This window comes from Fructobacillus broussonetiae (assembly GCF_018437275.1).
Taxonomy (GTDB): Bacteria; Bacillota; Bacilli; order Lactobacillales; family Lactobacillaceae; genus Fructobacillus; species Fructobacillus broussonetiae.
In genome coordinates this window covers 45,744-58,904 of record NZ_JAAMFK010000004.1, presented here as the reverse complement: position 1 = coordinate 58,904, position 13,161 = coordinate 45,744, and the positions used below count along the sequence as shown (strand labels likewise).

At 47.3% G+C, this 13,161-nt stretch carries 10 protein-coding genes and 1 tRNA gene; 2 read left to right on the top strand and 9 right to left on the bottom strand.

The features are described 5' to 3' along the window. Positions 1–148 precede the first annotated feature (148 nt). The 4 genes from obgE to G6R29_RS03960 form a co-directional block, all read right to left on the bottom strand. Entirely contained in the window at positions 149–1,468 is a 1,320-nt protein-coding gene (gene obgE / locus G6R29_RS03975) for a GTPase ObgE (RefSeq protein WP_213809065.1), read from the bottom strand. 351 nt (positions 1,469–1,819) lie between these two features. Next, complete coding sequence (gene uvrC, locus G6R29_RS03970) at positions 1,820–3,619, bottom strand: excinuclease ABC subunit UvrC (protein WP_213809064.1); 1,800 nt, start codon at positions 3,617–3,619, stop codon at positions 1,820–1,822. A 73-nt stretch (positions 3,620–3,692) separates the two neighbouring features. After that, the gene (locus G6R29_RS03965) at positions 3,693–5,315 is read right to left on the bottom strand and encodes a CTP synthase (protein ID WP_213809063.1); all 1,623 of its coding nucleotides are present in this window, start codon (positions 5,313–5,315) and stop codon (positions 3,693–3,695) included. Between the two features lie 562 nt (positions 5,316–5,877). After that, positions 5,878–6,033 carry a hypothetical protein gene (locus G6R29_RS03960; protein ID WP_213809062.1) on the bottom strand — a complete coding sequence of 52 codons (156 nt, stop codon included), beginning with the start codon at positions 6,031–6,033 and terminating at the stop codon, positions 5,878–5,880. Between the two features lie 216 nt (positions 6,034–6,249). Between G6R29_RS03960 and G6R29_RS03955 the strand changes: the two genes are divergently transcribed. Beyond that, positions 6,250–7,761 carry a glycoside hydrolase family 68 protein gene (locus G6R29_RS03955; protein WP_213809061.1) on the top strand — a complete coding sequence of 504 codons (1,512 nt, stop codon included), beginning with the start codon at positions 6,250–6,252 and terminating at the stop codon, positions 7,759–7,761. 52 nt (positions 7,762–7,813) lie between these two features. On the opposite strand, the gene G6R29_RS03950 is transcribed toward G6R29_RS03955, so the two are convergent. From G6R29_RS03950 to G6R29_RS03930, 5 genes are all read right to left on the bottom strand, one after another. Next, positions 7,814–8,530 (bottom strand): DUF975 family protein, encoded by a 717-nt coding sequence (locus G6R29_RS03950; protein ID WP_213809060.1) that lies wholly within the window; start codon positions 8,528–8,530, stop codon positions 7,814–7,816. 99 nt (positions 8,531–8,629) lie between these two features. Next, entirely contained in the window at positions 8,630–10,021 is a 1,392-nt protein-coding gene (locus G6R29_RS03945; protein WP_213809059.1) for an amino acid permease, read from the bottom strand. A 486-nt stretch (positions 10,022–10,507) separates the two neighbouring features. Beyond that, positions 10,508–10,581 (bottom strand) — tRNA-Lys (locus G6R29_RS03940). A gap of 81 nt (positions 10,582–10,662) precedes the next feature. After that, positions 10,663–11,223, bottom strand: a complete 561-nt coding sequence (rpoE, locus tag G6R29_RS03935; protein ID WP_213809058.1) for a DNA-directed RNA polymerase subunit delta — start codon at positions 11,221–11,223, stop codon at positions 10,663–10,665. A 46-nt stretch (positions 11,224–11,269) separates the two neighbouring features. Further along, entirely contained in the window at positions 11,270–11,689 is a 420-nt protein-coding gene (locus G6R29_RS03930) for a YwiB family protein (RefSeq protein WP_213809057.1), read from the bottom strand. A gap of 76 nt (positions 11,690–11,765) precedes the next feature. Between G6R29_RS03930 and G6R29_RS03925 the strand changes: the two genes are divergently transcribed. Then, positions 11,766–13,118, top strand: a complete 1,353-nt coding sequence (locus G6R29_RS03925) for an HD domain-containing protein (protein ID WP_213809056.1) — start codon at positions 11,766–11,768, stop codon at positions 13,116–13,118. Positions 13,119–13,161: the final 43 nt, after the last annotated feature.

Genomic DNA, 13,161 nt, shown 5'->3' with positions numbered 1-13,161 from the left:
AATTATTATAAAAGTCGCCTCCGCACCCGTCCCGCTCCTAAAGGAGCGAAACCGGTACGCACGCTCTTTGCACAACGGCCCGTGGGGCATCACAGCCCCCGGGCCAGACTTAATCCTGCTAAAAAAACCTGGTCGCCCAGGTTTTTTCTTAATCAGAATATTCAAAGACAAAGTTTGTATTGTTAACGCGAACGTCGTCGCCGTCCTTTGCACCGGCGTCACGGAGCATTTGATCAACACCCATGTGGCGCATCTGGCGGGCAAAGCGCATAACGGTCGCTTCACGCTGCAAGTTGGTCATCGCGGCCAACTTTTCGACTTCCTTACCAGAAATCATCCAGCATGCGTATTCTTGATCCCAGTCAACGGAAAGGTCAGAATTCTCTTCTTCGAACTTGTAAACCTTCTCGTTTTCGGCGGCTTCTTCTTGTACCTTGTAGGCTTCGGCAACGGGTGCCTTGTCCAACATATCGGCGGTTGCGCGCAAGAGTTCGTCAACACCCTTGTGGGTCACGGCTGAAATAGACATAATTTCAGGTGTTTCCTTCAAACCGGAATCAGCCTTTACCTGCTTCACGAATTCTTGGTAGAAGGCTTCAGATTCAGGCATGTCCATCTTCGTTGCCACAACGATTTGCGGACGTTCCAAGATGGTTGGATCGTATTGTTCCAACTCGGTCAAAATCTTACGGTACTGGGTGTAAGAATCCTGTCCTTCAATACCTGACATGTCAACCAAATGGAGGATGACACGGGTGCGTTCCACGTGACGGAGGAACTTGAATCCAAGACCGACACCTTCGGAAGCACCTTCAATCAACCCTGGCAAGTCGGCCATAACAAAGTCACGGTCGTCTGAGAGACGGACCATTCCGATGTTTGGATCAATCGTCGTAAAGTGGTAGGCCGCAATCTTTGGTTTTGCGTTTGAAACAACGGAAAGCAAAGTGGACTTACCGGCGGATGGGAAGCCAACCAAACCAACGTCGGCCAAAACCCGCATCTCCATCTTGATGTTGCGGATTTGTCCAGGTTCCCCGTTTTCAGAAAGTTCAGGCGCTGGGTTAGCCGGCGTGGCAAAGTGGATGTTTCCACGACCACCGCGACCACCGCGAGCAACCAGGAGAGTTTGTCCTTCATGGACCAAATCACCGAGGACTTCACCGGTGTCGGCATCAGAAACAATCGTTCCCTGTGGGACCTTGATGATACGGTCTTCAGCGGAAGCACCGGTCATTCCCTTGGTTCCACCCTTACCACCGGATTGTGCCTTAAAGTGGCGGTTGTAACGGAAGTCCATCAGCGTGCGGAGTCCTTCGTCCACCTTCAAGATGATGGAACCACCGTGGCCTCCATCACCTCCAAAGGGACCACCCATGGCGACAAACTTTTCGTGACGGAAGGAGACGATTCCATCGCCTCCCTTTCCGGCTTTTAATTCTACTTGTGCTTGGTCAACGAATGCCATGAACCGGTTTCTCCTTTTCTTTCAAACATCGTACTTCAGACATATAAGTTTATCACAGAACCGCCTGCTTTACTAGCTGAAAAGTAGCAATATGACTATAATTATACCCTCTTTTGGGCAAATGAAAAAGGTTCTAAAGAAAATAATTTCATACTTTAGAACCTTGAGATTTTCCTTACAAAAATCACGCTTTTATATGTTTTCTTTTCTACCAAAGTCCGACCCGTACCAGATTCAGCATGCAGCGCACTGAATTTGGGCCTGGGGTGCCCCGGACTTGACTAGTTGTAAAGCCAAAAGGCAATCCCGGGAGACAAAGCGTGTCCCTGTTTAAACTACCATCAGGACGCTTTACTTATCCACCTTAGACTGTGATAGTGACCAGTGAACGAGTTGGGCCGTCTTCTTTGACAGTCCTAACTCCTGCAATTCTTCCGGTGAGGCCTGTTCAATCTTAGAAAGCGACCCGAAGTTCGTGAGCAACTTCTGGCGGGTCTTTGGTCCAACACCAGAAATCGCGTCCAAACGAGAAGCCAAGGACTTCTTTGAATGAGACTTGCGGTGGAAGGTGATGACAAAGCGGTGTACTTCGTCTTGAATCCTTTGCAACAAGAAGAATCCCTGGGAACGGTGATCCAAGGGCACAATCTCTTCGGTCTTACCCGAAATCAAATCGGCCGTCTTGTGCTTATCGTTTTTGACCATGGCAGCGACGGGAATGTCTAGTCCAAGCTCGTCTTCCAGCACTTCCTTTGCGGCGTGCAACTGAGCCAGACCACCGTCCATCAGAATCAAGTCCGGCAGGTCGTCGTGTTCTTTTAACAAGCGGGAGTAGCGACGGCGAATCACTTCCTGCGTTTCCGCCCATTCGTCGGCGTGCGTCACCGTTCGAATCTTGAACTTCCGGTAGAGATCCTTGTTTGGACGACCGTCTTCAAAGACGACCATCGCAGACACGATTTCATCCCCCTGTGTGTGCGAGTGATCGAAGGCCTCGATGCGGTGCCCCATAGAGATACCAAGGGCGTCCGTAATTTCCTTCATCGCCGCCGTCGTCTTCTGTTCGTTTAGCTCCATCAAGCGGAACTTTTCTTCCAACGAAATCCGAGCGTTCTTACCAGCCAAATCGAGCAGGTCCTTTTTTTCACCACGGACCGGTGTGCGGACGGGCAAATCCAACGCCTGTGACAACAGGTCAGTATCGATGACGTCAGGCACCAAGACTTCCTTTGGTTTTTGGATGTTCTTTTGCAAGTAGAATTGCTGGATGAAGGTCGTCAGTTCATCCACACCGTCTGAAACCACGGCAAAAGTCTGTTTCGACTGCCGAATCAAACGTGCCTGTCGCAAGAAGAAGACCGAAACGGTCATCCAGCCCTTGTCGAGGTAGTAGTTGAAAAGGTCGCGTGGTGTTGAATCCTTTGAGAGCATCCGCTGGCTTTCAACGGTCTCATCGATGTACTTCAACTGATCACGCAAATCAGCGGCTCGTTCGAACTCCATGTTCTCAGCAGCCGAGCTCATCTCTTCTTGGAGACGACGCTTCACGACCTTGGTGTCACCAGACAAGAATTTCTTAATCTTCTCGACCTGCGCATCGTATTCTTCCTTTGGTACGTGCTTAAAGCAGGCACCCAGGCACTGTCCCATGGAATAGTAGAGGCAAGGCCGTCCCTGACGACCCTTACAACGGCGCAAAGGATAGTTCTTCTCTAAAAAGTGAAGGGTCTCTTGGGCCGCGTAAACGTTTGGGTAAGGCCCAAAGTAAAAGGCGCCGTCCTTCTTCACTTCGGAAACCAAAGCAAGGCGTGGATCCTTTTCCTGGGTAATCTTGATGTAGGGATAACCCGTTCCGTACTTCAAACGGATGTTGTAGTACGGCTTATATTTTTTAATCAGCTCGTTTTCGAGCAAAAAGGCCTCTTTGTCGGAATTGGTTACAATGAAGTCGAAGTCGACGATGTTTGAAACCAGTTCAGCAGTCTTCCACTCGTGGTCCTGCTTAAAGTAGGAGCGGACACGGTTCTTTAGGTTTTTGGCCTTCCCGACATAGATAATTTTCCCCTGGTAGTCCTTCATCTGGTAGGAACCAGGTTCGCTTGGCAAAAGCGACAGTTTTTGTTCAATATGTTTTGAGGTTTTTGCTAGCATAGGTCCATTATATCCTTTTCGCCAGAAAAAGACCGCCCTTACAGGCGGTCTTTTTTAGTAAAAATCTATCGTTTTACTTCTTTTCCATCTGCTTAATCGCAGCTGAGATAAAGCTGTGGTAGAGTCCTTCTGGCTTGTTAGGACGTGAGATGAATTCTGGGTGATACTGAGCAGCAATGAAGAAGTCGTTCTTTGGATATTCGATAACTTCCATCAACTTGTTATCAGGTGATACGGCTGAGAAGAGCATACCGTTATCTTCGAATTGTTGACGGAATTCCGTGTTGAATTCGTAACGGTGACGGTGACGTTCGTCAACTTCAGACTTGTTGCCGTAGGCAGCAGCCGTCTTTGTTCCTTCCAACAAGCAAGTTGGGTAGAATCCAAGACGTTGCGTTCCACCAAGGTCCGTCACTTCGTTTTGTTCGTTCATCAATGAGATAACTGGGTGCTTCGTTTCTGGATCCAATTCGATTGAGTTGGCATCCTTGTAACCCAAGACATCACGAGCAAATTCAACTGAGGCCAATTGCATACCCAAGCAGACACCCAAGAATGGGATGTTGTTTTCACGGGCGTACTTGATGGCTTGAATCTTACCTTCTGTTCCACGGGGACCAAATCCTCCCGGAACCATGATTCCGTCCTTGCCCTTCAAGAGGTCAGCGACGTTATCAGCATTAACCGTTTCAGAGTTGATGTGGTCGATGTGCACATCAGTGTCTTGATCGTAACCACCATGCTTCAACGCTTCGTTAACTGAGATGTAGGCATCAGGCAAATCCGTGTACTTTCCGACAACGGCAACATTGATTTCCTTCTTAGGGTGCTTGATCTTGTCGACCATGGCAGCCCATTCCTTCATGTCAGCTTCAGGAGCATCCAACTTCAAGTGGTCCAAGACAACGTCGTCCATGTGTTGTGCTTGCAAGTTCAATGGGATTTCGTAAAGTGTTTCCACGTCACGTGATTCCACAACGGCTTCCTTTGAAACATCAGTAAAGGTTGCCAACTTTTCAATCAAGCTGTCAGACAATGGCTTTTCAGTACGCAAAACCAACATGTCTGGTTGGATACCAAGTGAACGCAATTGCGTCACTGAGTGTTGCGTTGGCTTCGTTTTTGCTTCACCAGCGGCACGCAAGTAAACCAAGAGTGACGTGTGAATGTAGAAGACGTTTTCTGAGCCGAAGTCAGACTTCATTTGACGCAAAGCTTCGATGAATGGCAATGATTCGATATCACCAACCGTTCCACCAACTTCGACGATAACAACGTCGGCGTCGGTTGATTCTCCGGCCTTTACAATCTTGTCCTTAATAGCGTTTGTGATGTGTGGGATAACTTGAACAGTACCACCGTTGTAGTCACCGCGACGTTCCTTAGCCAAAACTTCTGAGTAGATTCGACCAGTCGTCACGTTTGAGTACATGTTTGTGTTGATGTCCATGAAACGCTCGTAGTGTCCCATGTCCAAGTCGGTTTCAAGACCGTCACCAGTAACGTATGTTTCACCGTGTTGGTAAGGTGACATCGTACCTGGGTCGACGTTGATGTATGGATCCAACTTTTGGATCGCCAACTTCAATCCGCGGTTCTTGAGCAAGCGTCCCAAAGATGCTGCAACAATTCCCTTACCAAGTGAGGAAACAACCCCACCCGTGACAAAAATGTACTTGGTTTGTTTCTTAGTCATACTGCCTCCTGTAGCTCTGCCAAAACTGCCGGTGTCATTCCGATGGGTTACGGTCAACCAGGCTATATATAAAATAGAAAAACTCCCAAGCATTGCTTGGGAGCTATTAAACGTTTTCACAATAATTGTGAGCCCTAATATATATTACTGATTGACCCTATGGATGTCAAGAAATATTCTTTCTTTTTCATTAGTCGGGCTAGACCAGTAGACCAATTTCGACAAATCTTTTTAATTATTCAAATGACGACTATTATGATAACGAATAACGCCTAAAAATTCAAACAAACCATGATAGGATATCAGTGTCACCGAAAACGTCGACTAGTGATAAATTGCTAAAGCAACCATCAGCCGGTCAAAGCGAGAGGATTGCTTTTTTATTTCTATAAATATTCCAATCATTCATAAAAAACCTGCTGCGATCAACAACTCATGTTATACTAGCAATTGAAAAGGACTTCCGGAGGCAACCGGAAGCCCTTAGCAAAGCCGCAAAAACGGCGACTAGTTAATGATTACAAAAGCAACCATCTACTCGTCAAAGCGAGATGGTTGCTTTTTATTTCTTGAAAATTTCCTTGAGGTTCTTGATGATTTCAACTACTTTCGCAGCGGACTCAAGATTCTCAAAAAGAAATTCAAGAAACTCCTGCATGACGCATCCTTTCTCATCGGATTTCACCATACCTCCTCGAAATACAAGTATTTCGGGCATATAACTCACCTCCTTTGGAGGGTCTGCGTCGCCGTCTCGGCTTCTTTGCTAACTGAATTATGCGTGCAGATTTAAGAAAAAGATAGGCCTGTGCCCTAACTAACCAAAAACATTCCGATTCTTCATGAATTCGGCGTGCTTTTTTATTTAACGCCACCTTTCCACCACTTTGTTATAATGATTCTAATAACTAAAGAATGAAGGCTATTTAGAATCATGTATCGGTATCGATCCTTTCTTGGAAGGCACAAGCAGTTTTCCTACATTGCGATTTTGATGGGGTCTCTCACCACAACCGCCATTTTACTCGGCATTAATCAGCAACCACTCGGCAAGAGTAATCCGCAAGCAAGTGGTATCGCTCACTTTACCCGTTTAGATTTGTCAGACATTCCGAGTCAGATGAAGGACAGTCGATTTGCGATGCCAACTTTTGATGCCGATAAAAGCGCACAAAGAATTCCTGACGCAAAGGGAATCGACCCAAAGGACGGACAGGTCAAGCCTCTCTCCCTCTGGGATTCATGGCCCGTCACCGACCAAGATGGTCGCGTGGCTAATTATCACGGTTACCGTTTGACCATCGCCCTTTCAGCCGTTGGAAAAAGGCGGGATAAGAAGGGCGTCAAGATGGCTCTCTTTGCCCAAAAGATTGACGATAAGAAAACGGATCCTAGCTCATGGATTTACTTGGGCTATGTCTTGAATTCCTTTACGGAGGGGACGGACAATCCGGACAAAACGATTAAAAAAATTAACAATGAGTGGTCGGGGTCGTCTGTCATGATGAACCCTGAAGACGACACCATTCGTGTCTTTTACACCGGAGCGATGACAAAGCACGGTCAGGCGCAGTCCCTTTCCACCGTTCGGGTTAGTGTCGAACCAAAAGACGGTTCGAACTGGGACTCTGGATTGAAGGTTAACCACCAAAAGGCCTCGGATCACAAGACCGTCTTCTTAGGTGACGGCAAGATTTACCAAACCGTGAACCAGATTAAGAGTAAAAACGACTCTTTTGCCATGCGCGACCCACACTTTGTGGCAGCAAACGGTCATTACTACCTGACCTTTGAAGGAAACACAGGAAAGAAGTATGGTGACGGCCAAGTGACCTTGAACTCGCCTGAAGATTACGGCTCACTGGAGTCCTACACGAGCGAACGCAAGAAGATGGCAACGAATAACGAGCTGGGTTCAAAGGCGGCCCTGGCTTCGGGCGCCATTGGTCTTCTGGAATTGAATCCAGACTTCACGGTAAAAACGGTTAAGCCGCCGCTTTTGATGACCTCTTCGGCAAACGATATCACGGAGCGACCCGACCTTTTCTTCTATAAGAACAAGTGGTACCTGTTCACGTGCTTCCAAGGCAAGTCCTTGGCGACAACGGACAAGCGCTTCAAGGATGAGAATTTCTTGTACGGCTACGTCTCGACGGATGGAATTGATGGTCCGTACGAGAAGTTGAACAAGACGGGTTTGGTGCTTGGTTCAAATACCAAGCGGAACACGAAGAAGTTCACCTACGCCTACACGGTTCTTCCGCCAAAAGACGAAAACGATGACAACTTCACCATCACGTCCTTTACGGGGGACTGTACTTTTGGGCCAACAGTTGGTCTGACCATCAAGGATAAAGAGACTTGGGTGCAAAACCAGAAGGTGTATGACCAAGGGGCGCTCTCACTAGGAGGAAAGCACATTCCTGCCTCGGCTCAGCATTGGTAAAATATAAAAACGAAAAAGCACCGCCATTTCGGCGGTGCTTTTTCTTAACTGATTAAACTTCAGAGGTAACGTCTTCTGAAGCCTTCTTTTCAGCTTCTTTCTTCAAGTGGTCGTAGAAGCCAGCCAACGTCATGTTCATGTATGGCGTCAACCAAAGCGTTCCAATTCCGAAGGTGAAGAAGACAACGATTCCCCATCCAAGGAATGACAAGTAGAGAACGAACAATTCCCACTTGTGACCGTCCATCAATTCACGTGAACGCGTGATGGCATCGATAAAGCGAATGTCTTCACCGTTTGCCTTCGCATCCTTGTAAGCAAACAAGGCTTGTGAGTATGAGAATGACTTGATAATTCCAGGAACAAACAAGAGCAATAACCAAAGGAAGGTCAAAACAAATTGCAACAAACCAACAACCAAAGTACCCAAGAAGAGACCCTTTGATTCGCCGTAGGCGTTAATCGTTTGCAAGAATGGCTGCGGTTCGCGCTTGTCCGTACGGTAGAAGTTCAAGAAGGCATACATTGCCGCCGTTGAGGCGAAGAAGGCAAGGATGCCAAAAATCGTTGTGTTCGCTACGGCAACCGTTGGGAACGTGAAGCCGTATCCCTGCGCCACGTCGTTAATCGTGCTGTTGTAATCTGAGCGGTTTGAAACCCACCCGAAGATAATTCCAGGCAAGGCGATCAAGATGGCATAGCCCCAGTTACCAGTCAACTTGTCTTTTACAGTCGCCTTAATTTGACGACGAATTTCTGCTTTTGTCATGTTTCCTCCAACGTAAATTTAAACTCCGTCCATTGTACCAAGACCGGGTCTGACTTTGTCAAATAAAAAAGGCCCTAAACGGGCCTTTTTAAAGGTTATTTAATATTCGATGTCTTTTTCTGAATCGTGGCGGTGCTTGATGAAGTACCAAACCAAGACGAGAGCAAGTAGCAAGAAGCCAATAAGCAGTGGCACTTGCGTGTCTTCGTTCATCGTCATGAAGACCAACGTGATGATCAACATCGCCATAGCGAAGTAGTTTGAAAGTGGCGACAAGGCCAACTTAAATGGGTGCCCCTTCAACTTGTCAGGGTTTTCCTTACGGAATTGGATTTGGCTGTACAAGATGACAAACCAAGGAACCATTCCTGGCAACGTTGAAGCGGAGTACACCATCACGAAGAGCTTAGATGAGTCGTGCCAGATCAAAGGCAAAACGGCGTTCAAGATAATTCCAATCAAGATTCCTCCTGACATGGCCAAAACAGCAACTTCAGGCACGCGCTTCTTAGAGAGCTTCAAGAATTTAGGAGAGATTTCCTTGTTCAAAGCCAACGTGTAAATCATACGAGAAGATGAGAAGAGACCTGAGTTCAAGGCTGAAATAGCGGCCGTCATCATGACGAAGTTGATAATTCCAGCCGCGGCCGTGATACCAACTCGTGCAAAGGTTTCAACGAAGGGAGAACCAACTTGGTCCAATTGGTTCCATGGGTAAATCGTGATAATCACGAAGATGGATCCAACGTAGAAAATCAAGATACGAGCCACAATGGACTTAATTGATTTCACAATTGCTTCTTGAGGATTCTTAGCTTCACCGGCCGTAATACCAATAATTTCGATGGCTTGGTAAGACGTCATCACGATGGACAAGGCGAACATGAAGCCCTTGAACCCACCGGCGAAGAAGCCGCCGTGTGACCAAAGGTTTGAGAAGCCAAGTGGGTGACCGTGGTTCCCGACACCAAGCAAGATGACCATGAATCCCATGATGATCATGAAGACAATCGTCAAGACCTTGATCAGTGAGAACCAGGATTCCATTGAACCGTACGCCTTAACCGTTACCAGGTTGGCGGCCGTCAACGTTGCCAACACAATCACACCCGTTACCCAGGAAGGAATTCCTGGCCACCAGTATTCAAGGTAAACACCAACGGCGATGGTTTCAGAGATTCCGACCATCAGCCACTGAATGACGTTGGCCCAAACCGTCAAGTACCCTGCGGCTGGGTGAATGTAACGCTTCGCATAGTTGGCAAAGGAACCAACTTCAGGATCAACGTAGAGCATTTCTCCCAAGGCACGCATCACAATGTACAAAACCAAACCAGAAAGGAGGTAGGCCAAGATAACGGAAGGCCCGGTCCACTTAATGGTAGAAGAAGCTCCCATGAAGAGCCCAACCCCGATGGTTCCACCGAGGGCAATCATTTCCATTTGGAAGGATGATAGTGATCGATTTAATGCTTTTTTATTCTCTGCCATAACAGCACTCCTAATTCTAAATCTGTCCACAAGTTAAAGGTTTTGGCTAACAAAAAAGGCGCCCCTAGCCAATAAAGCTAGGGACGCCGGCGCGTGGTACCACCCAAATTTGCTACGTTAACACACGTAACCTTTAAGACCTGCATAACGGTGGGTCTCACCGGGCATACTTTCACACGCTACTCGTATGTCATTTCTAAGAAGTAGTCTTCAAACAGGTTGTTCGCCATTCTCACCAACCATGACGTCGCTGTATAACAATCCTGCTTTACTCGTCTTCTTAATGTTGTATCTATCATAAAAGATACAACATGCAAATGCAAGCTCTTTTTAAAAGAAAAATGAAAGAAAAATGATAAAAATATTCCAAGTGCCCGCCGGACCGGCACGGGTCCGACTTTTATTAAAAGCAAAACAAAAAGCGTCCGGTATTTCTACCGAACGCTTTTTTGGAAATCTCCCAAGGTCTCCTGATAAAACTATCAGTGCTCTCGCTCGGATTCGAACCGAGGACCTTGGGATTAAAAATCCCCTACTCTAACCAACTGAGTTACGAGAGCAATCAGTGCTTAGCACAGTTATATATATTACCTAAGGCGCTTATAAAAAGCAAGACTTTGACTGAAAATTTTCAGCTAAAATTACTTCTCTTCGTCACCGTCAGAAAGGTCGTCCAAGTCGTCCGTTCCTGCCAATTCAGTCAGGTTTTGGTCGATTGATTCTTCCTTGTCTGAATCATCGTCATCTTCGGAATCGTTTCCGTCACCGTCTTCGGCGTCGTGTCCGTCGATGTCATCGAAGTCGTCGTCTTCAGGGTCATCGTCGTTGTAGTCGATAACGTCGTCATCAGCGGCGTTGTCGGCAAAGACGTTAACCTTCTTAGAAGCCTTCTTTTTCTTCTTTGGCTTTTCTTCTTCGTCATCGATTTCGTGAATTGATTCATCGATGGCGTCAACTGGGTACCAGGCACGCAATGCCCATTCGTTGTTCCCAAGTGAGATGAAAGATCCGTCCGTGTTCAAGTCCGTGTAGAACTGAGACAAACGGGACTTAAAGGTCTCGTCGTCAACCCCAAGGAAATCCTCGATGGCTGCAACAAGATCTGAGAAGGCCATTGCCTTCTTTTGTTCGGATAAGATGGCCGTGGCGATTTCCACCAACGCCATTTCTTCTTTGAGTTGACCGTTTTTCATTTGTGACATGGCTCGTATCCTTTCGCACTTCTAACTAGTTAACTATACTGAAAAATCAAGAAAATTGCAAGGAAACCTGATACTGTCCAACAACTTCGCCGTTTGCAGACAAAGAGTAGTCTAAGACGAGCTTTCCACTCTTTTTGTTGTCCGCTAAATCGAGCTCGAAACGACGCGTGTTGGTATCAAGCAACATCATCCCCGCCGCCGTTTGATAAGGCTGGTTAGCAAGCAAACCAGGTTCAAAGACCAAGCGGGTCTTATTCACGTTGGAACGTGTAATGGCCACGCGCCCCTCTTCCATCTTGACCATAACCTTTGTGATGGCTTGTTCTTCGATTTCTTCATCGTAGGTCAAATAGAGGGCATCCCCCTTTTCAATCAGGCGTCCACTCGCTTCAATGTCGAAGCTTTCGTCACCAGCATCCTGGTAAATTTTTGATTGGAATTGTACTTGAACCAATTTTCCTGTCATATTTAACGCTTTCTGCCCTCATTTTTCGCAAGTTTTGCTTCTTTCTATTATAATAGGGATATCGACGAAGGGAAAGGTGAATCTTTTGGAAAAATTAGAACACGAAAAAGTCCTCAGAGACCCCATTCACGACTTTATTCACATCCAAGACCAACTGATTTTGGATTTGATCAACACGAAGGAATTTCAACGTTTGCGCCGCGTCCAACAGCTTGGTGTGGCGAACACGATTTTCCACGGCGCAACCCATGACCGTTTCGGTCACTGTGCGGGTGCTTACGAACTGGCCCGCCGGGTAACCGAATACTTTGAGCAGTACTACTGCACAAAAGAAGAAGGCGATGGCCTCTGGAATCCAGAAGAACGCATGGTGACGTTGGCCGCCGCATTGCTTCACGACGTTGGACACGGTGCTTTCTCTCACACCTTTGAGCACCTCTTCCACACGGATCACGAAGCGATGACGCAGCACATCATCACGGGTGACACCGAAATTAATAAGGTCCTCTTGCAAGAAGGACCAGACTTCCCAAACAAGGTCGCATCCGTTATTGCAAAGACCTACCCGAACCCACAGGTTGTGCAGCTGATTTCATCCCAGCTGGATGTTGATCGCATGGATTATCTCCTTCGCGACGCCTATTACACCGGGGCCTCATACGGTGAATTCGATCTTTCTCGAATTTTGCGAATGCTTCGCCCATGCAAGCGCGGAATCGCTGTTGGAATCGGTGGTATGCACGCGGTTGAATCCTACTTGGTTGCCCGCTACCAGATGTACTTACAGGTATACTTCCACCCCGTTTCCCGCGGAATGGAAATTATCTTGGAGCACATCCTTGGTCGCGTGAAGGAGCTTTTGGCTTCCGGCAAGGAGCCCGAATCGTTGGTTGGGCCGTTACTGAAGCCGGTGTTCCAACCAGATCACGACTTGACGGTACATGAATACCTACGCTTGGATGACAACCTCTTTTTGACGGCCATCAACGGCTGGCAGGATTCGGACGACACGATCTTGGCGGATTTGTCCCAGCGTTTCTTAGGACGAAAGCCGTTTAAGTCCATTCAGATTAACGAGGATTCAGCACCACACTTGGACCGCCTCGAGAAGATTATTAAGGACGCCGGTTTCGACCCTGAATACTACACGGCACGAAACGACGCCTACGATTTGCCATACGACGATTATAAGCCAGCGGCAAAGAAGCCACGAACGCAAATCGAATTGGTGATGGCTGACGGTACCCAAAAGGAATTGTCAGAGCTCTCAACGCTTGTAGGGGCGATTAAGGGACGCGCGTCACTGGACCAACGCTTCTTCTTCCCACGTGAGATGTTGGACAACGGGCCGGACGACTTGTTCGAAGCCGTGCACGACTCATTCCAATCATTGATTAAAAACGACACCTTCATTCCTGGTGAAGATTAATGTCAAAACAAAAGCCTCCGATTTTCATCGGAGGCTTTTTTAA

Coding starts and splice junctions, on each gene's coding strand:
- rpoE (WP_213809058.1), bottom strand. CDS start 11,223: ATGTCACAAATGAAAAACGGTCAACTCAAAGAAGAAATGGCGTTGGTG.
- G6R29_RS03930 (WP_213809057.1), bottom strand. CDS start 11,689: ATGACAGGAAAATTGGTTCAAGTACAATTCCAATCAAAAATTTACCAG.
- G6R29_RS03960 (WP_213809062.1), bottom strand. CDS start 6,033: ATGCCCGAAATACTTGTATTTCGAGGAGGTATGGTGAAATCCGATGAG.
- G6R29_RS03965 (WP_213809063.1), bottom strand. CDS start 5,315: ATGACTAAGAAACAAACCAAGTACATTTTTGTCACGGGTGGGGTTGTT.
- G6R29_RS03950 (WP_213809060.1), bottom strand. CDS start 8,530: ATGACAAAAGCAGAAATTCGTCGTCAAATTAAGGCGACTGTAAAAGAC.
- uvrC (WP_213809064.1), bottom strand. CDS start 3,619: ATGCTAGCAAAAACCTCAAAACATATTGAACAAAAACTGTCGCTTTTG.
- G6R29_RS03955 (WP_213809061.1), top strand. CDS start 6,250: ATGTATCGGTATCGATCCTTTCTTGGAAGGCACAAGCAGTTTTCCTAC.
- G6R29_RS03945 (WP_213809059.1), bottom strand. CDS start 10,021: ATGGCAGAGAATAAAAAAGCATTAAATCGATCACTATCATCCTTCCAA.
- obgE (WP_213809065.1), bottom strand. CDS start 1,468: ATGGCATTCGTTGACCAAGCACAAGTAGAATTAAAAGCCGGAAAGGGA.